The sequence below is a fragment of the Gordonia heveisoli genome, from assembly GCF_030315745.1.
Lineage (GTDB): Bacteria > Actinomycetota > Actinomycetes > Mycobacteriales > Mycobacteriaceae > Gordonia.
Map to the genome: position 1 here is coordinate 23,057 of NZ_JASXSH010000003.1, position 24,475 is coordinate 47,531.

The following is a 24,475-nucleotide window of genomic DNA, read 5'->3' on the forward strand; positions in this document are numbered from 1 at the left end:
GTGATGAGTAAGAGTCTGGCGGATGCGACAGCCTCCGATGCGGCGGCTTCTGAGACTGCCGCTACCGAGTCGGGCACCGGGGTGGTGTTCGACAGCATCGAGCGTGCGATCGCCGACATCGCCGCAGGCAAGGCCGTGGTCGTCGTCGACGACGAGGACCGCGAGAACGAAGGCGACCTGATCTTCGCCGCGGAGATGGCGACCCCCGAACTCGTCGCGTTCATGGTGCGCTACACCTCGGGCTACCTCTGTGTGCCGCTCGACGGCGACACGTGTGACCGTCTCGGTCTGCCCCCGATGTACTCGATGAACCAGGACAAGCACGGCACGGCCTACACCGTGACCGTGGATGCCCGGGAGGGGGTCGGGACCGGTATCTCGGCCGCCGACCGCGCGACCACCATGCGCCTGCTCGCCGATCCCCAGGCCGGCGCCGACGACTTCACCCGGCCGGGCCATGTGGTGCCGCTGCGCGCGAAGGAGGGTGGCGTGCTGCGCCGCCCCGGCCACACCGAGGCGGCCGTCGACCTGTCCCGGCTGGCCGGACTGAACCCGGCAGGCGTGATCTGCGAGATCGTCAGCCAGAAGGACGTCGGGTCGATGGCTCAGACCGACGAACTGCGGGTCTTCGCCGACGAACACGATCTGGCGCTCATCTCGATCGCCGATCTGATCGCGTGGCGCCGTCGCAACGAGAAGCATGTGATCCGGGTGGCCGACGCGCGCATCCCGACTCGGCACGGTGCCTTCCGCGCGGTGGGCTACTCGACCGTCTACGACGATGTCGAACATGTGGCGCTGGTCCTCGGTGACATCACCGGACCAGACGGTGGCGGACACGACGTCCTCGTGCGTGTGCATTCGGAATGCCTGACCGGCGACGTCTTCGGTTCGTTGCGTTGCGACTGCGGTCCGCAACTCGACGCCGCGATGGAGATGGTCGCTGCCGAGGGGCGCGGCATCGTGCTCTACATGCGCGGCCACGAGGGGCGCGGTATCGGTCTGCTGCACAAGCTGCAGGCCTACCAGTTGCAGGACGCCGGTTCCGACACCGTCGACGCCAACCTGGAACTAGGCCTGCCCGCGGATTCGCGCGACTACGGTCTGGGTGCCCAGATCCTCGTCGACCTCGGTGTCTCGTCGATGCGGCTGCTGACGAACAACCCGGCCAAGCGTGTCGGCCTGGACGGCTACGGGCTGCAGATCGTGGAGCGTGTACCGATGCCGGTGCGCGCCAATGCCGAGAACCTGCGCTATCTGCGGACCAAGCGGGACCGGATGGGTCATGACCTGGTCGGGCTCGACGGGGAGTTCCCGGACGGCGACTTCCGCGAAGGTGACTTCGGGGCGCAGACCGGTCCGGCGGCCTCCGCCACCATCGCACCGGCCACCGGAGAGGGGAACCCCGCATGAGCGGCCACGGAGAACCGACGCTCGAACTGGCCGACGCGGGTGCGCTGAAGCTGGCGATCGTCGCGTCGCAGTGGCATGAGACGGTGTGCACCGCACTGCTCGACGGCGCGTTGCGGGCCGCACGGGAGAACGGTGTCACCGACCCGACGGTGGTTCAGGTCGCCGGTGCCATCGAACTGCCCGTCATCGTGCAGGCGCTGGCCCGCACCCATGACGCGGTGGTCGCGCTCGGCGTTGTCATCAAGGGTGAGACCCCGCATTTCGACTATGTCTGCGACGCGGTGACCGCCGGTCTGACCCGGGTTTCACTGGATGAGTCCACCCCGGTCGGCAACGGCGTCCTCACCGTACTCACCGAGGAACAGGCCATCGCGCGCGCCGGGCTGCCCGGATCGTCCGAGGACAAAGGCGCGCAGGCGACCACCGCGGCCCTGGCGTCCGCGCTGACGCTGCGTTCGCTCGCCGGTGACGTCGCCGTGGCTGGGCAGGCGTGAGCAGGAACCGCGTCGTCGTGCGTGGGGCGAGAGGCTCGCGGGCCGCCGGTGACGACGGCACTTGGGAACTCGTCTACCGGCCGACCCGGATGCGCTGGTATGCGGTCGCCGCGGCGATCGTCACGCTGGCTATCCACATCACCTTCGGTGCGCTGCTGACCATCCGCGACACCGGCGTCGCCCGCGTCGGCACACCCGATCAGATCGCCCTCGTGCTGGTCGGCGTGGTGATCTGCGGTGCCATCCTGCTGTTCCTGCGGCCGCGACTGAGGGTCGGTGCCGCCGGTGTCGAGGTGCGAAACCTGGTCAGCGAACGGATCTTCGGCTGGGACGAGGTGCGCGGGTTGACCTATCCCGACCGTGGTTTCGGCGGCCAGCTCGAACTTCCGCACGACGAGCATGTGCCGGTGCTGGCCGTGCAGGCCGGGGACGGCGATCGCGCTGTCGAGGCGATGAACCGGTATCGGGAGATCGAAGAGCGCTACCGCGGCTGATCTCCAGCGGGCTCGACGCGGTAGTGCTCGGGGTTGTCGGCGGCGGCGACTAACGTGGTGGGCGTGGCCGACCCGACAACCTACCGTCCCGCGCCCGGGACGATCCCCACCGATCCGGGTGTGTACCGGTTCCGTGATCAGCACGGTCGGGTCATCTACGTCGGCAAGGCGAAGAGCCTGCGGTCGCGGTTGACGTCCTATTTCGCCGACATCGCCTCGTTGCACCCGCGGACCCGTCAGATGGTGACCACCGCGGCGTCGGTGGAATGGACCGTCGTCGGCACCGAGGTCGAGGCACTCCAGTTGGAGTACAACTGGATCAAGGAATTCGATCCCCGGTTCAACGTCCGCTATCGCGACGACAAGACGTATCCGATGCTGGCGGTGACCCTCAACGAGGAGTATCCGCGGATCTTCGTCTATCGCGGACCCCGACGCCGTGGTGTGCGCTATTTCGGGCCGTACTCACATGCGTGGGCGATCCGCGAGACCGTCGATCTGCTGACCCGTGTCTTCCCGGCCCGCACCTGCTCGGCCGGGGTCTTCAAACGGCACCGCCAGATCGACCGGCCGTGTCTGCTCGGCTACATCGACAAATGTGCCGCGCCCTGTGTCGAACGGGTGGATGCGGCGGCGCACCGGGACATCGTCGACGACTTCTGCGACTTCCTGGCCGGTCGTACCGACCAGATGATCCGGCGGCTCGAACGCGACATGACCGCGGCCGCCGAGGAACTCGACTTCGAGCGGGCCGCACGACTCCGAGACGACATCAACGCGTTGCGGCGCGCGGTGGAGAAGCAGTCGGTGGTCCTCGGGGATGGCACCGACGCCGACGTCGTCGCGTTCGCCGGGGACGACCTGGAGATGTCGGTGCAGATCTTCCACGTCCGGGACGGGCGTGTCCGTGGACAGCGTGGCTGGGTGGTCGAACGTTCCGACCACGGGTCGGTCGGCGACATGGTCTCGGAGTTCCTCACCCAGTTCTACGGTGAGCAGGCGGATCTGGATTCCACGGTGGCCATCGCCGCCGACCGAGTGCACGGCGAGTCGGTGCCGCGCGAGGTCCTGGTCCCCGAACTGCCCTCCGACGCCGCCGAATTGGAGGAGTGGCTGTCGAGGCTGCGGGGGAGCCGGGTGCGGGTACGGGTGCCCCAGCGCGGGGACAAGAAGGCGCTGTTCGAAACGGTTGAACGCAACGCGGGCGAGGCGCTGACACAGCACAAACTGCGTCGCGCCGGCGACCTCACCACCCGCTCGGCGGCGCTGACCGAACTCCAGGAATCGTTGAGTCTGGACCAGGCGCCGCTGCGGATCGAGTGCATCGACGTCTCGCATGTGCAGGGCACCGATGTCGTCGCCTCGCTGGTCGTCTTCGAGGACGGGCTGCCACGCAAATCCGACTATCGGCATTACGCCATCCGGCACGCGGCCGGTGACGGCCGTTCCGACGACGTCGCCTCGATCGCCGAGGTCACCCGACGTCGGTTCCTGCGGCATCGGGCCGATCAGGAACCGGCCGGGATGTCCCCGGATCCGGTACACGCGAATCCGGTCTCCGCAGAACAGGATCGCGGAACCACGGTGACCGACAACATCGCACCGGCGATCCCCAAGAAGTTCGCCTACCCGCCCAACCTGTTCGTCGTCGACGGTGGCGCACCGCAGGTGCAGGCTGCGGCGGCGGTGCTCGACGAACTCGGGGTGACCGATGTGTCGGTGGTCGGACTCGCGAAACGTCTGGAAGAGGTGTGGATACCCGACGACGACGATCCGGTGATTCTGCCGCGGTCGAGCGAAGCGTTGTTCCTGCTGCAGCGTGTGCGCGATGAGGCACACCGGTTCGCGATCACCTTCCACCGCAGCAAACGCAGCAAACGCATGACGGAGTCGGTGCTCGACGGGGTGCCGGGACTCGGGCGGGCGCGCCGCACCGCACTCGTCACCCACTTCGGCTCGGTGGCGCGACTCCGTGAGGCATCCTTGGAGGACATCTCCGCGGTGCCCGGCATCGGCATCGCCACCGCCCGCGCGGTGGCGCAGGCGGTCCGGGGTGATGACGGTGAGGATGCCGACACCGGGAGCCCAGACACCGGGAGCCCAGACACAGGGAGCACAGACGACACCGAAACCGGCGGTGCGGACACCGCAGCATCCGCATCGCGGCCGACGGGAGAGTAGGGGAGACACGGGTGGTAGCCGATCCAGGGACAGGCGGAACCGGTCCGGCCGGCGCGGATGCGCGCGCGGCGCATGAGGATTCGGGTGGCGACGAGTTGGTTGTGTTGTTCGTCACCGGCATGTCCGGCGCCGGGCGTTCGACCGCGGCCAACATTCTCGAGGACGACGGATGGTATGTCGCCGACAATGTGCCGCCCTCGCTCATCTCGTCGATGGTCGAGATGGTGGGTAACGCCGATCCGTCGGTGAGCAAGCTGGCGCTGGTGGTGCGGGCGTCGGCCCCCGGGCTGGCCAACGAACTCGAGGGATTGCGTGACGGTCTGGAGCGGGGCGGAATCGTCACCAAACTGCTCTACCTCGATGCCACCGACCAGGCACTGGTCCGTCGTTTCGAGCAGGTGCGTCGCCGACATCCGTTGCAGGGACGGGAAACCCTGGTGGAAGGGATTGCGCGGGAACGCGCGATCCTGGCCCCGATCAAGAATGTCGCGGACCTCGTCGTGGAGACGTCTGCGCTGACCGTGGCGAAACTGCGTGACGTGGTGGAGGGCGCCTATCCGAACACGGGCAACCGCCTGTCGATCGCGGTGCAGTCCTTCGGATTCAAGTACGGACTGCCCATCGATTCCGACCTGGTCGCCGATGTCCGCTTCCTGCCGAATCCGTACTGGGTCGACGAGTTACGCGAGCACAACGGCCTCGAGGCACCGGTGCGCGACTATGTTCTCGGGCAGGACGATGCCCCCTCGTTCCTCGATCACTACACCGCCCTCATCGGCATCGTCGGTCGTGGCTACCTGCGAGAGGGTAAGCGCTACATGACGATCAGCGTCGGCTGTACCGGCGGCAAACACCGCAGTGTGGCGATCTCCGAGGAACTCGCACGCCGACTGCGCGAACGGACCGCGGCCGACGGCTCGGCCCACTACGACGTCCGGGTCCTGCATCGCGATCTGGGGCGCGAGTGAGCGGGCCACGGATCGTCTCGCTGGGTGGTGGGCACGGGCTGTTCGCGACGCTGACCGCGATGCGCTACCTGAGCGAGGATGTCACCGCGGTGGTGACCGTCGCCGATGACGGCGGTTCCTCGGGCCGGCTGCGTGCCGAACTCGACATGATCCCGCCGGGTGACCTGCGGATGGCGATGGTGGCATTGATGGCCGCTCCCGCTGTGTTGGAAGAGTTTGCCGAACAAGGAGATTCCGGGTCGGAGGCGGCTCGCCGGCACAGTCTGTGGGCGCAGGCAATGCAGCATCGTCTGGGCGGGCGTGGCGCCCTCGCCGGTCATCCGATCGGCAATCTGCTGCTCGCCGGGCTGGCCGAGATGCTCGGCGACACGGTCGCGGCGCTCGACGAACTGCGGGTGGCCTTCGGGATCGTCGGACGGGTGCTCCCGATGTCGACGGTGCCGCTGGAGATCGAGGCCGACGTCTCCGGTCTGGAGTCCGATCCCCGGATCAGCCGCAACATCCGCGGACAGGTCGCGGTGGCCACTACTCCGGGCAAGGTCCGGCGGGTGCGGGTGCTGCCCGCGGACCCGCCCGCCTGCGCCGATGCGATCGCCGCGATCGAAGCGGCCGACCTGGTCACGCTGGGGCCAGGGTCGTGGTTCTCCAGTGTCATCCCGCACGTCTTGGTGCCGGAGCAGCGAAAAGCGCTGCAGCGTACCAATGCTCGTAAGGTGCTGATCGTCAATCTCGCGCCCGAGCCGGGGGAGACACCGGGGTTCTCGGTCGAGCGGCACCTGCATGTACTACACGCCCATGCCGATCGGGTGAGTGTCGATCACGTCCTCGTCGACGCCGCCTCGGTGCCCGCCGGACGTGAGCGCGATCACCTCGTCCGGGCTGCCGACCTCTTCGGTGCGGAGCTGATCGTCGGGGACGTCGCGGTGCCGGGCAGACAGACCCACGACCCGGCGAAAGTTGCCGCCCTGGTGAAGGAACTGTGCGAACGTGAATCGACCCGATAGGCTTGCCGGGCGACGGGGGCCGATCATCGGCCCCCGCAAATGACAAGTCGCCACGGGTGCTGCCCATGTTTGGCAGGCTTGGTGGATCGGGGTCGCCTTGGACGTTTCGTGTGGAATCGCCCAGGATCTCGCGAGAGTGAGGAGGACCCCAGGTGAAAGGAGGACCGGGACCGGTGGCGATGACCGCGGCGGTGAAAGATGAACTCAGTCGCCTGGTGGTGACGCAGGTGAGTTGTCGGAGGGCCGAGGTGTCGGCGCTACTGCGCTTTGCCGGTGGTCTGCATATCGTGGCCGGACGCGTCGTCGTCGAGGCCGAGGTCGATATGGGCAATGTCGCGCGGCGGCTACGACGCGAGATCCACGACCTGTACGGCTACGGCTCCGACGTCCACGTGTTGCGTGGCGGCGGACTCCGCAAGTCCGCCCGCTACATCGTGCGCGTCACCAAAGATGGTGAGGGGCTCGCCCGGCAGACCGGTCTGCTGGATCTGCGGGGTCGCCCGGTTCGCGGACTGCCCGCCCAGGTGGTCGGTGGCAGTGTCGCCGACGCCGAGGCCGCCTGGCGTGGTGCGTTCCTGGCGCACGGGTCGCTGACCGAGCCGGGCCGGTCGTCGGCGCTGGAGGTCAGCTGCCCGGGACCGGAGGCCGCGTTGGCACTCGTCGGTGCGGCACGTCGGCTCGGGGTGACCGCCAAAGCTCGCGAGGTCCGCGGTGCCGACCGTGTCGTGATCCGCGACGGTGAGGCCATCGGTGCATTGCTCACACGTATGGGTGCCCACGACACCCGCCTGGTCTGGGAGGAACGGCGCATGCGCCGCGAGGTGCGGGCGACGGCCAACCGGCTCGCCAACTTCGACGACGCCAACCTGCGCCGCTCGGCGCGCGCCGCGGTCGCGGCGGCGGCCCGGGTCGAACGCGCGCTGGAGATCCTGGGTGACGAGGTACCCGACCATCTGATCGCCGCCGGACAGCTGCGCATCACCCATCGACAGGCATCGTTGGAGGAACTCGGCCAGCTCGCCGACCCGCCGATGACCAAGGATGCGGTGGCCGGACGCATTCGGCGGCTGCTGTCGATGGCAGATAAGAAGGCGCGGACCGAGGGGATTCCGGACACCGAGTCGGCGGTCACCTCGGAACTGCTCGACGAGGCCTGAGGTCCCCGGGCCTGCGCCTATCCGGACCTCGATATGCCGGTCCGGGATCGGCCTACTAGGCTGGGCGTTGGCGTGCGCGCGACACCCGGTCCACAACGTGGTAAGCGGGCACAACGACTCGGCCACACGGCTTGACGATGAAACCGTTTAAGGAGCACAAACAGTGACTGTTCGGGTAGGCGTTAACGGATTCGGCCGGATCGGCCGTAACTTCTTCCGTGCCGTCGAGGCGCAGAAGGCCTTGGGCACCACCGATATCGAGATCGTCGCGGTCAACGACCTGACCGACAACGCCTCGCTGGCACACCTGCTGAAGTTCGACTCGATCCTCGGTCGCCTGCCGCAGGACGTCTCGCTGGAGGGCGAGGACACCATCGTCGTCGGCGACCAGAAGATCAAGGCACTCGAGGTCAAGGAAGGTCCCGCCTCGATTCCGTGGGGCGACCTGGGCGTCGACGTCGTCGTCGAATCGACCGGCATCTTCACCGCACGCGCCAAGGCCCAGGGTCACCTGGATGCCGGCGCCAAGAAGGTCATCATCTCGGCTCCGGCCTCCGATGAGGACATCACCATCGTGATGGGCGTCAACGACGACAAGTACGACGGCAGCCAGAACATCATCTCGAATGCCTCGTGCACCACGAACTGCCTCGGCCCGCTGGCCAAGGTCCTCAACGACGAGTTCGGCATCGTCAAGGGCCTGATGACCACGATCCACGCCTACACCCAGGATCAGAACCTGCAGGACGGCCCGCACAAGGACCTGCGTCGTGCCCGCGCCGCCGCCATCAACATCGTGCCCACCTCGACCGGTGCCGCCAAGGCCATCGGCCTGGTGCTGCCGGAGCTGAAGGGCAAGCTCGACGGTTACGCCCTGCGGGTGCCGATCCCCACCGGTTCGGTCACCGACCTCACCGCGAACCTGGCCAAGAAGGCCACCGCCGAGGAGATCAACGCGGCGCTCAAGGCTGCTGCCGAGGGGCCGCTCAAGGGCATCCTCAAGTACTACGACGCTCCGATCGTCTCGTCTGACATCGTCACCGACCCGCACAGCTCGCTCTTCGATGCCGGCCTGACCAAGGTCATCGACGATCAGGCCAAGGTCGTCTCCTGGTACGACAACGAGTGGGGCTACTCCAACCGTCTGGTCGACCTCATCGGCCTGGTCTCCAAGTCGCTCTGACGCGCCTGCTACGCGAGGAGAGAACGCAACAATGGGTGTACCCACACTGAATGACCTTCTGGCCGAAGGCGTTTCGGGGCGCGGTGTGCTGGTCCGATCGGATTTCAACGTGCCGCTCGACGGCACCGAGATCACCGATCCGGGCCGCATTCTGGCCTCCGTGCCGACCCTGTCCGCGCTGATCGACGCGGGTGCGAAGGTGATCATCACCGCGCATCTGGGCCGACCCAAGGGCGAACCGGATCCGAAGTTCTCGCTGGCCCCGGTCGCCGCGCGACTGGGTGCCGAACTGGGCCGCAACGTGCAGCTGGCCGGCGATGTCGTCGGTACCGATGCACTGGCCCGGGCCGAGGGCCTGACCGACGGCGATGTCCTCCTGCTGGAGAACATCCGCTTCGATCCGCGCGAGACCTCCAAGGACGAGGCCGAGCGTGAGTCGCTGGCCAAGGCTCTGGTGGAACTGGTCGGCGACGACGGCGCCTTCGTGTCCGACGGCTTCGGTGTGGTGCACCGCAAGCAGGCCTCGGTCTACGACGTCGCGAAGCTGCTGCCGCATTACGCGGGCAAGCTGGTCGAGGCCGAGGTCGACGTGCTCTCCAAGCTCACCACCGAGGTCGCACGGCCCTATGCCGTCGTCCTCGGTGGGTCGAAGGTGTCCGACAAACTCGGCGTGATCGAGGCACTGGCTCCCAAGGTCGACACGCTGGTCATCGGCGGCGGCATGGCCTTCACCTTCTTGGCCGCACAGGGCCATTCGGTGGGAACCTCGCTGCTGCAGGAAGACCAGATCGACGTCTGTAAAGACCTGCTCGATCGGTTCGGCGACGTCATCCACCTGCCGCAGGACGTCATCGTCGCGGACAAGTTCGCCGCCGACGCACAGGCGGAGACCGTGACCGTCGACGCGATCCCCGACGGCTGGATGGGTCTGGACATCGGTCCCGAGTCGGTCAAGCGGTTCGCGGCAGTGCTGTCCGGCGCGCAGACCATCTTCTGGAACGGCCCGTCGGGTGTGTTCGAGTTCGAGAAGTTCGCCGCCGGTACCCGCGGTGTGGCCGAAGCGATCGCCGCGACCACCGGCAACGGGGCGTTCACCGTCGTCGGTGGTGGTGACTCGGCAGCCGCCGTGCGCACCCTGGGGCTGCCGGATTCGGACTTCTCACACATCTCGACCGGCGGCGGCGCGTCGCTGGAATACCTCGAGGGCAAGGAACTGCCCGGGCTGAAAGTGCTGGAGAGTTGATGGCGAGTGCACGTAAGCCCCTGATCGCGGGCAACTGGAAGATGAATCTGAATCACCTCGAGGCCATCGCCCTGGTGCAGAAGATCGCTTTCGCGCTGCCCGCGAAGTACTTCGACAAGGTCGACGTGACGGTGATCCCGCCGTTCACCGACATCCGCAGCGTGCAGACCGTCGTCGACGGGGACAAACTGCTGCTCACCTACGGTGCGCAGGATCTGTCCGCGCACGATTCGGGTGCGTACACCGGCGAGATCAGCGGTGCTTTCCTGGCCAAGCTGGGCTGCACCTTCGTCGTCGTCGGCCACTCCGAGCGGCGCACGCTGCACGGGGAGACCGACGAGGTCGTGCTGGCCAAGACCAAGGCGGCACTCAAACACGGCCTCACGCCGATCGTGTGCATCGGCGAAGGACTCGACATCCGTGAGTCCGGTGAGCACGTCGCCTACAACGTGGCCCAGCTCAAGGGTTCGCTCGCCGGTCTGACCACCGAGGAGATCGCCAAGCTGGTCGTCGCGTACGAGCCGGTGTGGGCGATCGGCACCGGCCGGGTGGCCAGTGCTCAGGATGCGCAGGAGGTGTGCGCGGCCGTGCGCGGCGCACTCGCCGAACTCGCCGACGAGGCCACCGCCGCGTCGGTGCGGGTGCTCTACGGCGGCTCGGTGAACGCCAAGAACGTCGGCGACATCGTCGGCCAGACCGACGTCGACGGTGCACTCGTCGGCGGTGCATCCCTCAAGTCCGACGAATTCGCCACCCTGTCCGCGATCGCTGCGGGCGGGCCGCTGCCCTGATCGCGCGATACCACGCGTACACTGTGGCAGGTTGATCTCCGGGTGACCGGCGATCGGCCTGCCATCAGTGTGAACGGCAACAGACTTCCAACCAGAACAGGACCTTCGACCAGTGTCAGTGGAAACCGGCCTTGATATCGGATTGATCGTGACCAGTGTGCTGACGATCGTGTTGGTCTTGCTGCACCGCGGCAAGGGCGGCGGCCTGTCGTCGCTGTTCGGCGGCGGCGTGCAGTCGAGCCTGTCCGGGTCGAGTGTCGTCGAACGCAACCTGGACCGCCTGACCGTCTTCGTCGGTTTGATCTGGTTCATCCTGATCATCGGCGTCGGCGTCAACATCAAGCTTTCCTGATACCTGCCGGCGTGTGCGCCGGCGAGACGTTCCGCACGAGACCCGGTGGCCGATGGCCGCCGGGTCTCGTCGTGTGTGAGCAGGTAGGCGTCCGCTCCGAGATGCCGGGGCATGGTGAAACCGGGATACTGGACCAATGGGTAACAGCGATGCTTCACGAGGTGCTCCCGGCTGGCGTCCATCGATCTCGATCGTCGACCACCTCGTCGTCGACGACGAGGGGCGGGTGTTGACCGAACCGTTGCGCCAGGACATCCGCGTACTCGGCGGCATCCTCGGCGATGTGATTCGCGAACACTCCGGTGAGGAGGTGTTCGACCTCGTCGAGCAGGCCCGGGTGGCGGCGTTCCGCATTCGCCGGAACGAACTCGACCGCGGTGAACTCGCCGACATCTTCACCGGCGTGCCCATCGAGGTGGCGATGCCGGTCATCCGGGCCTTCTCGACCTTCGCGCTGCTGGCCAATTTGGCCGAGGACATCCACCGGGAACGCCGCCGCGCGATCCATGTGCGCGCCGGCGACCCGCCGCAGGACAGCAGTCTGGCCGCGACATACGCGAAGCTCGCCGCCGCGGGTCTGCGTGACGACGAGGTCGGCGCAGCCCTGGCCGACGCGACGGTCGTACCGGTGATCACCGCGCATCCGACCGAGACCCGGCGCCGCAGTGTGTTCGAGGCGCAGAACCGGATCACCGAGCTGATGCGCCTGCGGGCACGCACCGAACTGACCCCGGACGAGGAGTCCGCCACTCTGGAAGCGATTCGGCGGCAGATACTGACGCTGTGGCAGACCGCGTTGATCCGCCTCGAACGGATGACCATCTCCGACGAGATCCGGTCCGGACTGCGCTATTACGACGCCGCCTTCTTCGACGTCATCCCGAAGATCAACACCGGGGTGCGGTCGGCGTTGCGGACCGCCTACCCCGATGCCGGACTCGCCGACGATCCGATGATCCGGATGGGGTCGTGGATCGGTGGTGACCGGGATGGCAACCCGTTCGTCACCGACGAGATCGTCACGCTGGCCACCACTTTGGCCGCGCGGACCGCGATCGGCCATCACCTGGACGAGCTGAAGAAGCTGGCCGAGGAACTGAGTATGTCGAGCAGGCTGATGGTGCCGGGCAGCGAGCTCGCCGAGCTGACCGGACTCGAGCCGGATGACCCCAAGGCCGACGAGCCGTTCCGGGTTGCGCTGCGCCAGATCAGGTCTCGGCTGGTGGCCACCGCGACGCAGATGTTCGGCGAGGAGGTGATGAAGTCGTCGGATCTGTTCACCGTCGACGGTGCACAGCCCTACGCCGACGCAGGCGAACTGCTCGCCGCCCTCGACGTCGTCGACGCCGCATTGCGTGCCGGTGGCGACGACATCATCGCCGACGACCGGCTGCTGCTGTTGCGTGAGTCGGTACGTACTTTCGGCTTCAACCTGTCCGGGCTGGATCTGCGCCAGAACTCCGACATGCATGAGGACGTGGTCGCCGAACTGCTGGCCTGGGCCGGGGTCCATCCGGATTACCGCTCGCTCGACGAGGCCGAACGCGTTGCCATCCTGTCCGCCGAATTGCAGGCCCGCAGGCCGTTGACCCCGCTCGACGCGAATCTGAGCGAACTCGCGGTCAAGGAACTGAACATCGTGCGAGCCGCGGCGCGGGCGGTGGCGGCCTTCGGTCGGCAGGCGGTACCGAACTACATCATCAGCATGTGCACCTCGGTCAGCGACATGCTCGAGCCGATGATCCTGCTGAAGGAGGCGGGACTCCTCGAAATCGACACCGCCACCGGCACTCTGACGTCGACGGTGCGGATCGTGCCGCTGTTCGAGACCATCGAGGACCTCCAACAGGGGGCCGCCACCCTGCTCGCAGTGCTGGATCTGCCGTTCTACCGAGGGCTGGTGGATGCGCAGGCGGGGATGCAGGAGGTGATGCTCGGCTACTCCGACTCCAACAAGGACGGCGGCTATATGGCGGCCAACTGGGCGCTCTACCGAGGTGAACTCGACCTGGTCGAGGCGGCCCGCAAGGCTGGGATCCGGCTACGGCTGTTCCATGGGCGCGGTGGCACCGTCGGTCGTGGTGGCGGACCGAGCTACGACGCGATCCTGGCGCAACCACCGGGTGCGGTGCGCGGCTCGCTGCGGATCACCGAGCAGGGCGAGATCATCGCCGCGAAGTATGCCGAACCTGTCAGTGCGGAACGGAATCTGGAGACGTTGCTCGCCGCGACGATCGAATCCTCGCTGCTCGACGTCGAGGGACTCGGCACCGACTCCGAAGACGCCTATACGGTGATGGACGAGATCGCCGCACTCGCCCGAGCGGCATATAGCCGCCTCGTACACGAGACGCCCGGCTTCGTCGAATACTTCACCACCTCGACGCCGCTGTCGGAGATCGGCGCACTCAACATCGGGAGCCGGCCGGCGTCGCGGAAACAGACCGAGAAGATCTCCGACCTACGCGCCATCCCGTGGGTACTGTCGTGGACGCAATCGCGGGTGATGCTGCCCGGGTGGTACGGCACCGGATCGGCCTTCGCCGAGTGGGTGGGGGATTCCGACGAGCGGTTGCAACTGCTGCACCGCTACTACGCGGACTGGCCGTTCTTCCGCACCGTGATGTCCAACATGGCACAGGTCCTGGCCAAGTCGGATATGGGCCTGGCCCACCGATACGCCCAGCTGGTCCCGGATGAAGCGTTGCGCGACAAGGTGTTCGGGATGATCGTCGACGAACATGATCGCACCATCGCGATGTATTCGAAGATCACCGGCACCGATGATCTGCTCGCCGACAACGCGGCACTGAAACGGTCGGTGTACAACCGTTTCCCGTACCTGGAGCCGCTGAATCTACTGCAGGTGGAACTGCTACGCCGGTTCCGCGCCGGTGACGACGCTCCGCGTCTGCGTCGCGGGATCCAGCTCACCATGAACGGTCTGGCCACCGCGCTGCGCAACAGCGGGTAGGGTTCCGCGACCGCGTCTGGCCGTCGATCGCCGTCGGGTGGACCGAATCGCCGGTCGATACCGCGCAACCGAGGTAGTGTTTCTCGCGACTGCGACGTGGGAGGCGGTCGCGAGGGTCGTGGGTGGTCGCGGTCGTGACAGACAGGATTCTCCATGACCATCCGGCGGAGTAGGGCAATCCACGCGGCGACGATAGGTGCGGCTGCGGCATTGACGATCGTCTCGACCTCGGTGCTGCCGACCGGCGTGGCGGAGGCGGCCGGTCGGGGACTGGCCCTCACCGGGGTTTCGAGCGGCAACTGTTCGGCCACGATCACGCTGACGAACTACACGAATTCCCGTGCTTACCAGCCGGATTGGTGGTTTGAGCAGGAGAATGACGCGGCCATGGTGAATGCGGTGACGATTCCGCCGACGATGACCCCGCCATGGCGTGAGGTGTCCGGTATCCCGTGGCCGATGGCCCGGTGGGTCGGCAGCCCGCCGTTGCACTCCGAGGTGGCCGACGGCGTGCCGGTCTGGCCGGGTAACCCCTACAACTCGGCGGCTCAACCCGACGGACACGTGACGTCGGCGACCATCAAACTCAAGGAACAGGCCAACGCGCCCGCCGTTCCGAAGAGCGGGTCGTACACGATCTACTTCCGGCTCCGGTCGGGTCCGGTGACCGCGGATCGGTTGCCGACGCCGCAGCGGCTAGAGGTGCCCGGCTGCACATCCAAGGGCAACGGATCAATCGATTGGGGTTCGCTGAAACTGAGCTGATGGCCGGATCGGCGCAGTGCGAGCAGGCTTCAGGCCAGCTGGGCGGCGGCGGCCTCGTCGAGGAACCACAGTGTTTCCTCGGTGCCTTGCGCCCCGGCGCACGGCCAATCGGCCGGGGAGGCGCCCTGGTGGGCGGCGGCGACCGCCTCGGCCTTGTCGGCACCGGCCACCAGGAACCACACGGCACGTGAGCGGTTGACCACCGGCAGGGTGAGCGTGATCCGTCGGGGCGGAGGCTTGGGCGAATCCTGGACCGCCACCACCGACCGGGTTGCCTCGGCGGTCGCATCGGTATGCGGGAACAGCGAATTGATGTGGCCTTCACCGCCCATCCCGAGCAGATGCAGATCGAATCGGGGTGCGACACCGTCGGCGGACCGCGCCGCCAGCACCGCCGCGTAATCGGCGGCCGCAGCGTCGATGTCGTCGCCGAAGGGGCCGTCGGAAGGGGACATCGGGTGCACTCGGTCCGGGTCGAGCGGTACCTGGTCGAGTAGCGCGGTGCGGGCCTGCCCGTAGTTGCGTTCCGGGTCGTCGGCGGGCACGAAACGATCATCGCCCCAATACAGTTCGACCGCCGACCAGTCGATCCCGCCGCTGTCGGCGGCCAGCGCCGCCAGGATCGCGATCCCGTTGCTGCCGCCCGTCAGCACCACGTGTGCGACGCCTCGCTCTGCCTGAGCGCGGGTCACCAGATCGACGAACCGCGTCGCCGCCGTCGACACCAGCTCCGATTTGTCGTCGAAGACCAGGGTTTCGCTGGGCATCAGGCGGCTCCTTCGATGATGACTTCGGTGACACCGCGCAGCGCGTCGGCATAGATCTCGTCGACGTCGAGGCGACGGAGTTCCTCGACCAGGCACAGGGCGAGGTCGCGGCGGCTCATCCCGACCCGGCCGTCGGGTTTGCCAGGCGCGCTCAGGACGGCGTTGTTGTTCTCGTCGACGGCGAGCACCGTCGGCCCCTCATCGCGGTACAGCCGCACCTCGAAACTGCCGGTCCGTCGTGTGGTCGGCACCCGCAGTGCACTGCGCAGCCAGCCTGCGAGCAGGTCGACGGAGGGGGAGTGGTTGGGGCCGGACACCTCGACGGCGGTGATCGGGGTGTGTGGTGGGCGGTCCACAGCCGACGCCAGGATCGCCCGCCAGTGCGTGATCTGCGTCCAGGCGATGTCCGTGTCGCCCGGCGCGTAGGTGGCCAGCCGTTGTGCCAGCACGGATTCGGGAGATGAAGCGCGGGTCGCGTCGAGAATGCGTCGGCGACCGAGGCGTCCGAGCTGGTCGGCCGCCGGATGGTCGGGTGCGGTGCCCGGCCACCAGGTCACCACCGGTGTGTCTGGCAGCAGGAACGGGGTGACGACGCTGTGGGGGTGGTCGGCGAGCTTGCCGTACAGCGACAAGATCACGACCTCGGACGCGCCGGCGTCGCCGCCCACCCGGATCTCGGCGTCGAGCCGATCCCGGTCGGTCCGGTCACCGCGCGCCACCACGATGACGCGACTGGGATGCTCGCGGCTGGCGTGGATCGCGGCCTCGATGGCCCCTTCGGTCGGTTCGCCGTGATCGGCGCAGACAATGAGGGTGAGCACCCGGCCCAGACTGACCGCGCCGCCGGTGCCGCGCATCTTGACCAGCTTCTTCGCGATCTGTTTGGTCGAGGTCTCGGGCAGTTCGACGATCATCAGCGGATCTCCTGTCGAGGTGTGCGGGGGCCGACCGCCATCACGGCCGCCGCCAGCTGCGTCCGGTGCGGGCCATCATCTCGTCGGCCGACTTCGGGCCCCACGTACCCGACTCGTAGGTGTCCGGCGTGCCGTTCGCCGCCCACGAGTTCAGCACCGGATCGAGGATCTCCCAGGACAATTCGACTTCCTCGTTCACCGGGAACAGCGACGGCTCACCGAGCAGAACGTCGAGGATGAGACGTTCGTAGGCCTCCGGCGACGCCTCCGTGAAGGCGCTGCCGTAGCTGAAGTCCATGTTGACGTCACGCACCTCCATGCTGGAGGCGGGCACCTTGGACCCGAACCGCAGCGTGATGCCCTCATCCGGCTGTACCCGGATCACCAGCGCGTTCTGACTCAGTTCCTCGGTCATCGTCTTGTCGAACGGCAGATGCGGTGCTCGTTTGAAGACCAGCGCGATCTCGGTGACCCGGCGTCCCAGCCGTTTTCCGGTACGCAGATAGAACGGGACCCCGGCCCAGCGCCGGGAGTCGACCTCCAGGGCGATGGCGGCGAAGGTTTCCGTCGTCGAATCGGCGGAGAACCCGGCCTCCTCCTTGAGCCCGGCGACCCGCTCGCTGCCCTGCCAGCCGGGACCGTACTGACCGCGTGCCGCATTCGCCTCGATCGGCAGGATGTTGCGGGTCGCGGCCAGTACCTTGATCTTCTCGGCCTGCAACTGCTTGGGCTCGAACGAGATGGGCTCCTCCATCGCGACCAGGGCCATCAGCTGCAGCAGATGGTTCTGGATGACGTCGCGAGCCGCGCCGATGCCGTCGTAGTAGCCGGCACGGCCGCCCAGACCGATGTCCTCGGCCATGGTGATCTGCACGTGGTCGACGTAGTGGCTGCTCCACAGTGGGTCGAACAACTGGTTCGCGAAACGCAGCGCCAGGATGTTCTGCACCGTCTCCTTGCCGAGGTAATGGTCGATGCGGAACACCGACGACTCCGGGAAGACGCTGTTGACGACGGCGTTGAGCTTGCGGGCCGAGGCCAGATCGTGACCGAAGGGTTTCTCGATCACCACCCGCCGCCAGCTGTCCCCGTCGGCGGTGGCCAGCCCCGACCGCCGTAACTGCTCGCACACGGTGGGGAAGGCGTTCGGCGGGATCGACAGATAGAAGGCGTGATTGCCGTCGGTGCCGCGCTCGGCGTCGAGGGCGGCCAGACTGTCGCGGAGCCGGTCGAAGGAGGCGTCGTCGTCGAAGGAACCCTGGACGAAACGGAAACCCTCGGCCAGTCGCTCCCACACATCCTCGCGGAACCCGGTGCGGGAATGGTCCCGGACCGCGTCGTGGACGACGTTGGCGAAATCCTCGTCGGTCCAGTCGCGTCGACCGAACCCGACCAGCGCGAAGGACGGCGGCAGCAAGCCGCGATTGGCGAGGTCGTACACCGCGGGCATCAGCTTCTTGCGGGCCAGGTCGCCGGTCACACCGAAGATGATCAGGCTCGACGGACCGGCGATCCGCGGTAGCCGCTTGTCGCGGCGGTCGCGCAGCGGATTGCGCCAGCGGCCGTCCTCACGCGGCATGGACGTCAGCCCTTCGCTGCGGCGAGCTGTTCGGCGGTCGCGGTCAGCAGCTCGTTCCAGGCGTCCTCGAACTTGCTGACACCTTCGCTCTCCAGGACGGCGAAGACGTCGGTGAAGTCGACACCAAGCGCGGCGATGGCGTAGAAGACGCCCTGGGACTCGGCGCCGAGTCCGACGATCGACTCGGTGTTGGTCCAGCCGTGGTCGGCGAAGGCGTCCATCGTCTTGCCGGGCATGGTGTTGACCGTGTTCGGTGCGACGAGCTCACTGACGTACAGGGTGTCGGGGTAGGCGGGGTTCTTCACGCCGGTCGACGCCCAGAGTGCGCGCTGCGGGCGGGCTCCCTTGGCGAGCAGGTCGGGGAAGCGTGACTCGACCTCGAAGATCTCCTGATAGGCCTGGTAGGCGAGGCGGGCGTTGGCCAGGGCTGCCTTGCCGCGCAGTTCCAGGGCCGCGGGCGTCCCGATGGCCTCGAGGCGGGCATCGACCTCGGTGTCCACCCGCGAGACGAAGAACGAGGCCACCGAGTGGATGGTGGACAGATCATGACCAGCCTCGGCGGCGGCGTCGAGACCGTCCAGATAGGCGTCGATGACCTCCTTGTAACGCTCCACCGAGAAGATCAGGGTGACGTTGACGCTGATGCCCTCGGCCAGCACCTTGGTGATGGCGGGCAGACCGGCCTTGGTCGCCGGGATCTTGATCAGCAGATTCGGCCGGTCGACGATCTTCCACAGCTCGATGGCCTGGGCGACGGTTCCGTCGGTGTCGTGGGCCAGGCGAGGGTCGACCTCGATCGACACGCGGCCGTCGACACCGTCGGACTCCTCGTAGACCCCGGCCAGCACATCGCAGGCGTTGCGCACATCGTCGGTGGTGACGGTGCGGATGGTGGCGTCGACGTCGGCGCCACGGGCGGCCAGTTCGTTGACCTGTGCGTCGTAGCTGGTGCCCTTGGACAGCGCGGCCTGGAAGATCGACGGGTTGGTGGTGACACCGACGACGGACTTGGTGGCGATGAGTCCGGCGAGGTCTCCGGACGAGATCAGGTCGCGGGACAGGTCATCGAGCCACACCGACACACCGGCGGCGGACAGTTCGGCGAGCTTCTCGTTTTGGGTCACGAGCTTCCCCTCTCGGGTCGCGCACGCACCGGCGTGCTGTGGTGGCCGGGATTGCCGGCCCTATGGGTGAAAACGGGCCGGTGATCCGGATGGATCACCGGCCCGATCGATCACTTGTTCTGGACGGCACGTTCGGCGGCCGCGGTCACGGCCTCCGCGGTGATGCCGAACTGCTGGTAGAGCACCTTGTAGTCGGCGGAAGCGCCGAAGTGTTCGAGCGACACGATCTCGCCACCGGCGCCGACGATGCGATACCAGGGCATCGCGATACCGGCCTCGACGACGACACGCGGCACCGACGGGGGCAGCACCGAGTCGCGGTAGCCCTGCGGCTGCTCGTCGAACCACTCGATCGACGGCATCGACACGACGCGGGCCGCGATGCCCTTGGCGGCGAGTGCCTGCTGGGCTTCGACGGCCAGCGAGACCTCCGAACCGGTACCGATCAGGACGACCTGCGGGTCACCGTCGGAGTCGCTGAGCACATACCCGCCTGCCGCGACACCCTCGGCCGACGTACCGGCCAGCACCGGGACATTCTGGCGGGTCAGGGCCAGACCGACCGGACGGTTGCGGCGGCTGAGCAGATGCTGCCAGGCGTAGGCGGTCTCGTTGGCGTCGGCGGGACGGACGACGTCGAGGTTGGGGATGGCGCGCAGAGCGGCGAGATGTTCGACCGGCTGGTGGGTCGGGCCGTCTTCGCCGAGGCCGATGGAGTCGTGGGTCCAGACGTAGATCGGGTCGATCTCCATCAGTGCGGCCAGACGCACAGCGGGCCGCATGTAGTCGGCGAACTGCAAGAAGGTGCCGCCGTAGGCGCGGGTCGGACCGTGCAGTGCGATACCCGAGAGGATCGAACCCATCGCATGCTCGCGGATGCCGAAGTGCAGGGTGCGGCCATAGGGACTCGCGGTCCATTTGTTGGTGCTGATCGACTCCGGGCCGAAGGACTTGGCACCGTCCATCGTGGTGTTGTTCGAACCGGCGAGGTCGGCGGAACCGCCCCACAGCTCGGGCAGCACCGGGGCGAGTGCGGAGAGGACCTTACCCGAGGCCGCACGGGTCGCGACCTCCTTCGAACCTGCTTCCCAAGTGGGCAGTACATCGGTCCAGCCGGCCGGCAGCGCGTGGGCGTGCAGACGGTCGAAGAGGGCCTTGCGCTCCGGGTTGGCGTCCGCCCACGACTCGAAGGCAGTGGTCCACTCGGCCTTGGTCTTCTCGCCGCGCGCGATCAGGTCGCGGGTGTGTCCGATGACCTCATCGGTGACCTCGAAGTCCTTCTCGGGGTCGAAGCCGAGTACCTTCTTGGTGGCCGCGACCTCGTCGGCGCCGAGCGCCGAACCGTGGATACCGCCGGTGTTCATCTTGGTGGGTGCCGGGAAGCCGATGATGGTGCGCACACAGATCAGCGACGGCCGATCGGTGACCGCCTTGGCCGCCTCGATCGCGGCTTCGATGGCGACGATGTCCTCGCCGCCCTCGACGGTCTGCACATGCCAGCCGTAGGCCTCATAGCGTTTGGCGACATCCTCCGACAGTGCGATGTCGGTGTCGTCCTCGATGGAGATCTGGTTCTGGTCGTAGAAGACGACCAGGTTGCCCAGCTGCTGGGTACCGGCCAGCGACGACGCCTCGGAGGTGACGCCCTCCTCGATGTCCCCGTCGGAGGCGATGACGTAGATGTGATGGTCGAACGGGCTGGTGCCCGCCTCGGCGTCCGGGTCGAACAGGCCGCGCTCATAGCGGCTGGCCATACTCATGCCCACTGCGGAGGCCAGACCCTGACCCAGTGGACCGGTGGTGATCTCGACACCCTTGGTGTGGCGGAACTCGGGGTGGCCGGGGGTCAGTGAACCCCACGTGCGCAACGCCTCGATATCGGCCAGCTCCAAGCCGAAACCACCCAGGTACAGCTGGATGTAGAGGGTCAGGCTGGAGTGTCCGCAGGACAGCACGAAACGGTCGCGGCCGACCCACTTGGTGTCGGCGGGATCGTGGCGCATGACGCGCTGGAAGAGCGTGTACGCCAGCGGCGCCAGGCTCATCGCGGTGCCGGGATGGCCGCTGCCGCACTTCTGCACGGCATCGGCGGCGAGGATGCGCGCCGTATCCACCGCGCGGGTGTCGACGTCGGACCAGTCCTCGGGATGGCGGGCGGTGGTGAGTGCGCGGATCTCGTCTGTGTCGACCACGGTGATGGTGTCTCCTGTACCTGCTTGGTGTGCGGTGGACATGCCGACATAGTGGGTTCCCGACATCGGGGGTCGGCCTGCACTGCGTTCCAGAGTAATCGGCGCTGCCGCAACGGTGAACTCGGAGGCACCCAAGCAGCGGAAGACCGGTGCGTGGGGGGAGTGCGGCGAAGCTCACGGCCGTCCGCGACGCCCTCGATTCACAGATCGATATGGCCAACGTCTACCATGCTCTGTAGTAGCCCGCTCGGTCAGATTTCGACCAAGTCCCTCGCATGGAGGCGATTCGGCGTGCGAAGTCGAGCAATCGGGCAGTGACGAGGAGCAAGTGTGCGGATTGGGGAGCGTGTGAGTGGAGACCACGCCACCGGTTCCCGTTCGGGTGGTTTCCATTCCGGGCCGTCTGCGCCGGTCGTCGACCCGAGTGCATCGTGGCCGCATCGGATGCGCGCCACCATCCTCGCCTACATCGCGCTGACCAAGCCGCGGGTCATCGAGCTGCTGCTCGTCGCCACCATCCCGGTCATGCTGCAGGCCGATCGGCATCACGTCGATCTGCCGCTCATCTTGGCCACCCTGGTCGGCGGCTGGCTGGGCGCGGCGAGCGCGAACACCCTCAACATGGTCGTCGATGCCGACATCGACCAGAAGATGAAGCGCACCGCGCGACGTCCCCTGGCGCGTCAGGCCGTCCCCACCCGGCATGCGCTGATCTTCGGCATTTTGCTCTGGATCGCCTCGTTCGCGGTGCTGACCGTCGCCGCCAACCTGCTCAGCGCACTGCTGGTCTCGGCGACGATCGTCTTCTACGTCGGCGTCTACACGATGATCCTGAAGCGGCGGACCTGGCAGAACGTCGTCTGGGGTGGCGCGGCAGGCTGCATGCCGACGCTGGTCGGCTGGGCTGCGGTGACCAACTCGCTGAGCTGGGAACCGATCGTGCTGTTCCTGGTCATCTTCTTCTGGACGCCGCCGCACACCTGGGCACTCGCGATGCGCTACCGCGAGGACTACAAGGCCGCCGGAGTCCCGATGCTGCCGGTCATCGCGACCGAGGAGCAGGTCACCCGCCAGATGGTGGTGTACACCTGGCTCACGGTGCTGGCCTCGCTGGCGCTGATCCCGGCGACCGGTTACGTCTACACCGCGGTGGCCGTTCTGGCCGGTGGCTGGTTCATCAGCCGCGTGCACAAGCTGTACCGCGATACACGGCGCGGCGAAGAGATCACCCCGCTGAAGATCTTCCTGCAATCCAACGAGTACCTCGCGATCCTGTTCTGTGGTCTGGCGGTCGACGCCGTGCTCGGCCTGCAGCCGCTCATCGACAAGTTCTGAACGTCACGACCGGAGAACCGGTGCTCAGTCCGGGATGAGGACGGTCGAACCGGTGGTCGCGCGGGACTCCAGATCGCGATGCGCGTCGGCAGCATCGGCCAGCCGATACCGCTGCCCGACCCGGACATCGACCACCCCGGCGACGACGGCGTCGAAGAACTCACCCGCACGCCACCGCAGTTCGTCGGTGTCGGCGATGAAATGGGCGAGCGTCGGCCGCGTGACCGACAGCGATCCGGCGCCGTTGAGACGTTGCAGGTCGAAGGGGGGAACCGGCCCGCTGGCCGCCCCGAAGACCACGATTGTGCCGCGGATGCCGGTCGCCGCCAGCGATTGTTCGAAGGTGTCCGCACCCACACCGTCATAGGTCACCCGCACACCCGCGCCGCCGGTGATACCGCGAACCTCTTCGACCAGACGGTCGCCGTAGCGAAGCACATGGTCGGCGCCCGCCGCCCGCGACAGCGCTTCCTTGGCGTCGGAGGAGACGGTGGTGATGACAGTCAGGCCGCGCTGTTTCGCCAACTGGGTCAGCACCAGCCCGACCCCGCCTGCCCCGGCATGGATCAACACGGTCTCACCGGACCGGGGGTGGGCGCTGCCGTCGAGTAGATAGTGGGCGGTCAGGCCGCGCAGCAACGTCGAGCCGGCCGCGGCGTCGTCGACCCCGTCGGGGATCGGGACGACGCGAGCGGCGCGCACGGCGACCAGTTCGGCGTATCCGGCCGAGCCGTCGCACCAGCAGACCCGATCGCCGACCGCGACGCCCTCGACGGCGTCGCCGGTGGCCACCACCACGCCGGCCCCCTCCGAACCGGGGATATACGGGGTGGACGACGGGTACAGGCCGCGCCGGAAATAGGTGTCGATGAAGTTCACGCCGACCGCCGTGGTGCGGACGAGTACCTCGTCGGCACCTGGCACCGGGTCGTCGGCGGTGGTCTCGAGCAGAACATCGGGACCGCCGTGGCGGGTCACCTGAATGGCACGCATGTTCCCGTTGTACACGCCTGAACCGTCTCCCGACATCGGGTGGCCACTGATGCGGCGCCACGACTACCGGCCGGTATGCTGACCTCCATGAGTGAGCGCACCGCAGTCGACAGCAATGACCAGGAGCAGGGATCGTCCGGGCCGGCGTCGGCGCCCGCCGATGTCGTTGCCTCGGTGAAGAAGTTCGTCGCCCGCGAGGGTGGTTCGGCGACTGCGGTTCTGCAGGCCGTCGGTGCGGCAGGCGTGCGGATCACCCTGGTGGGTGCTCAGGGCGGCATCCTCGGTGACCGGGTCGTGGCCGATGTGTCGACCGCAGAGGCCGTCGTAGCGGCGGTCCCCGGTCTCGAGATCGGCGAGTGGGACCGCGAACTGACCTCGTCGGCGAATGTCGCGCCGTCGCACTACCGCAAGATGGCCGGGTGGGTCGCCAACCAGAAGCGATTCCCGAAGGCACGCAACTCCGCCATCCTCTGAGCCCATCCGCTGAGCGGCGAACCAGCCTCCGGCGGAGAGTGTCCGGCCCATCGAGTAGCCCGCAGGCCGTACGCGGGC

21 protein-coding genes are annotated in these 24,475 nt (G+C 67.4%); 15 read left to right on the plus strand and 6 right to left on the minus strand.

What is annotated here, in order from left to right; translation table 11 throughout:
* The first annotated feature begins 3 nt into the window (after window positions 1-3).
* The 13 genes from QSJ18_RS03510 (at window position 4) to QSJ18_RS03570 (ending at window position 15,019) form a co-directional block, all read left to right on the plus strand.
* Complete coding sequence (locus QSJ18_RS03510; RefSeq protein ID WP_286324867.1) at window positions 4-1,413, plus strand: bifunctional 3,4-dihydroxy-2-butanone-4-phosphate synthase/GTP cyclohydrolase II; 1,410 nt, start codon at window positions 4-6, stop codon at window positions 1,411-1,413.
* Window positions 1,410-1,907: a 6,7-dimethyl-8-ribityllumazine synthase gene (ribH, locus tag QSJ18_RS03515; RefSeq protein WP_286324868.1), complete on the plus strand. Its 498-nt coding sequence runs from the start codon at window positions 1,410-1,412 to the stop codon at window positions 1,905-1,907. Before QSJ18_RS03510 ends, ribH begins: the two co-directional genes overlap by 4 nt.
* An 89-nt stretch (window positions 1,908-1,996) precedes the next feature.
* The gene (locus QSJ18_RS03520) at window positions 1,997-2,401 is read left to right on the plus strand and encodes a PH domain-containing protein (protein WP_286325049.1); all 405 of its coding nucleotides are present in this window, start codon (window positions 1,997-1,999) and stop codon (window positions 2,399-2,401) included.
* Window positions 2,402-2,464: 63 nt separating this feature from the next.
* Window positions 2,465-4,582 (plus strand): excinuclease ABC subunit UvrC, encoded by a 2,118-nt coding sequence (uvrC, locus tag QSJ18_RS03525; protein WP_286324869.1) that lies wholly within the window; start codon window positions 2,465-2,467, stop codon window positions 4,580-4,582.
* 95 nt (window positions 4,583-4,677) lie between these two features.
* Window positions 4,678-5,550 (plus strand): RNase adapter RapZ, encoded by an 873-nt coding sequence (gene rapZ / locus QSJ18_RS03530; RefSeq protein WP_286325050.1) that lies wholly within the window; start codon window positions 4,678-4,680, stop codon window positions 5,548-5,550.
* Window positions 5,547-6,554 (plus strand): gluconeogenesis factor YvcK family protein, encoded by a 1,008-nt coding sequence (locus QSJ18_RS03535; protein ID WP_286324870.1) that lies wholly within the window; start codon window positions 5,547-5,549, stop codon window positions 6,552-6,554. Before rapZ ends, QSJ18_RS03535 begins: the two co-directional genes overlap by 4 nt.
* Window positions 6,555-6,733: 179 nt before the next feature.
* Entirely contained in the window at window positions 6,734-7,711 is a 978-nt protein-coding gene (whiA, locus tag QSJ18_RS03540) for a DNA-binding protein WhiA (protein WP_286325051.1), read from the plus strand.
* Between the two features lie 163 nt (window positions 7,712-7,874).
* Complete coding sequence (gene gap, locus QSJ18_RS03545; RefSeq protein ID WP_286324871.1) at window positions 7,875-8,894, plus strand: type I glyceraldehyde-3-phosphate dehydrogenase; 1,020 nt, start codon at window positions 7,875-7,877, stop codon at window positions 8,892-8,894.
* A gap of 31 nt (window positions 8,895-8,925) precedes the next feature.
* Window positions 8,926-10,137 carry a phosphoglycerate kinase gene (locus QSJ18_RS03550; RefSeq protein ID WP_286324872.1) on the plus strand — a complete coding sequence of 404 codons (1,212 nt, stop codon included), beginning with the start codon at window positions 8,926-8,928 and terminating at the stop codon, window positions 10,135-10,137.
* A complete protein-coding gene (tpiA, locus tag QSJ18_RS03555; RefSeq protein ID WP_286324873.1) occupies window positions 10,137-10,928 on the plus strand; it encodes a triose-phosphate isomerase in 792 nt (263 codons plus the stop codon). Before QSJ18_RS03550 ends, tpiA begins: the two co-directional genes overlap by 1 nt.
* 118 nt (window positions 10,929-11,046) lie before the next feature.
* Window positions 11,047-11,280 carry a preprotein translocase subunit SecG gene (gene secG / locus QSJ18_RS03560; RefSeq protein WP_286325052.1) on the plus strand — a complete coding sequence of 78 codons (234 nt, stop codon included), beginning with the start codon at window positions 11,047-11,049 and terminating at the stop codon, window positions 11,278-11,280.
* 136 nt (window positions 11,281-11,416) lie between these two features.
* Window positions 11,417-14,254, plus strand: a complete 2,838-nt coding sequence (ppc, locus tag QSJ18_RS03565) for a phosphoenolpyruvate carboxylase (RefSeq protein WP_286324874.1) — start codon at window positions 11,417-11,419, stop codon at window positions 14,252-14,254.
* Between the two features lie 153 nt (window positions 14,255-14,407).
* Window positions 14,408-15,019 carry a hypothetical protein gene (locus QSJ18_RS03570; RefSeq protein WP_286324875.1) on the plus strand — a complete coding sequence of 204 codons (612 nt, stop codon included), beginning with the start codon at window positions 14,408-14,410 and terminating at the stop codon, window positions 15,017-15,019.
* A gap of 29 nt (window positions 15,020-15,048) precedes the next feature.
* On the opposite strand, the gene pgl is transcribed toward QSJ18_RS03570, so the two are convergent.
* The 5 genes from pgl to tkt form a co-directional block, all read right to left on the minus strand.
* The gene (gene pgl / locus QSJ18_RS03575) at window positions 15,049-15,786 is read right to left on the minus strand and encodes a 6-phosphogluconolactonase (RefSeq protein WP_286324876.1); all 738 of its coding nucleotides are present in this window, start codon (window positions 15,784-15,786) and stop codon (window positions 15,049-15,051) included.
* A complete protein-coding gene (locus QSJ18_RS03580) occupies window positions 15,786-16,700 on the minus strand; it encodes a glucose-6-phosphate dehydrogenase assembly protein OpcA (RefSeq protein ID WP_286324877.1) in 915 nt (304 codons plus the stop codon). Before QSJ18_RS03580 ends, pgl begins: the two co-directional genes overlap by 1 nt.
* Before the next feature lie 40 nt (window positions 16,701-16,740).
* Window positions 16,741-18,279 carry a glucose-6-phosphate dehydrogenase gene (zwf, locus tag QSJ18_RS03585; RefSeq protein ID WP_286324878.1) on the minus strand — a complete coding sequence of 513 codons (1,539 nt, stop codon included), beginning with the start codon at window positions 18,277-18,279 and terminating at the stop codon, window positions 16,741-16,743.
* Window positions 18,280-18,284: 5 nt separating this feature from the next.
* Window positions 18,285-19,403, minus strand: coding sequence for a transaldolase (gene tal / locus QSJ18_RS03590; protein WP_286324879.1), 1,119 nt, complete (start codon window positions 19,401-19,403; stop codon window positions 18,285-18,287).
* Window positions 19,404-19,513: 110 nt separating this feature from the next.
* Window positions 19,514-21,595: a transketolase gene (gene tkt, locus QSJ18_RS03595; protein ID WP_286325053.1), complete on the minus strand. Its 2,082-nt coding sequence runs from the start codon at window positions 21,593-21,595 to the stop codon at window positions 19,514-19,516.
* 348 nt (window positions 21,596-21,943) lie between these two features.
* Between tkt and QSJ18_RS03600 the strand changes: the two genes are divergently transcribed.
* Window positions 21,944-22,930 (plus strand): heme o synthase, encoded by a 987-nt coding sequence (locus QSJ18_RS03600; protein ID WP_286324880.1) that lies wholly within the window; start codon window positions 21,944-21,946, stop codon window positions 22,928-22,930.
* A gap of 24 nt (window positions 22,931-22,954) precedes the next feature.
* Here QSJ18_RS03600 and QSJ18_RS03605 read toward each other — a convergent pair whose 3' ends face one another.
* A complete protein-coding gene (locus tag QSJ18_RS03605; RefSeq protein WP_286324882.1) occupies window positions 22,955-23,923 on the minus strand; it encodes a quinone oxidoreductase family protein in 969 nt (322 codons plus the stop codon).
* Between the two features lie 87 nt (window positions 23,924-24,010).
* On the opposite strand from QSJ18_RS03605, the gene QSJ18_RS03610 reads away from it, so the two are divergent.
* A complete protein-coding gene (locus QSJ18_RS03610; protein ID WP_462475976.1) occupies window positions 24,011-24,397 on the plus strand; it encodes a hypothetical protein in 387 nt (128 codons plus the stop codon).
* The last annotated feature ends 78 nt before the right edge of the window (window positions 24,398-24,475 follow it).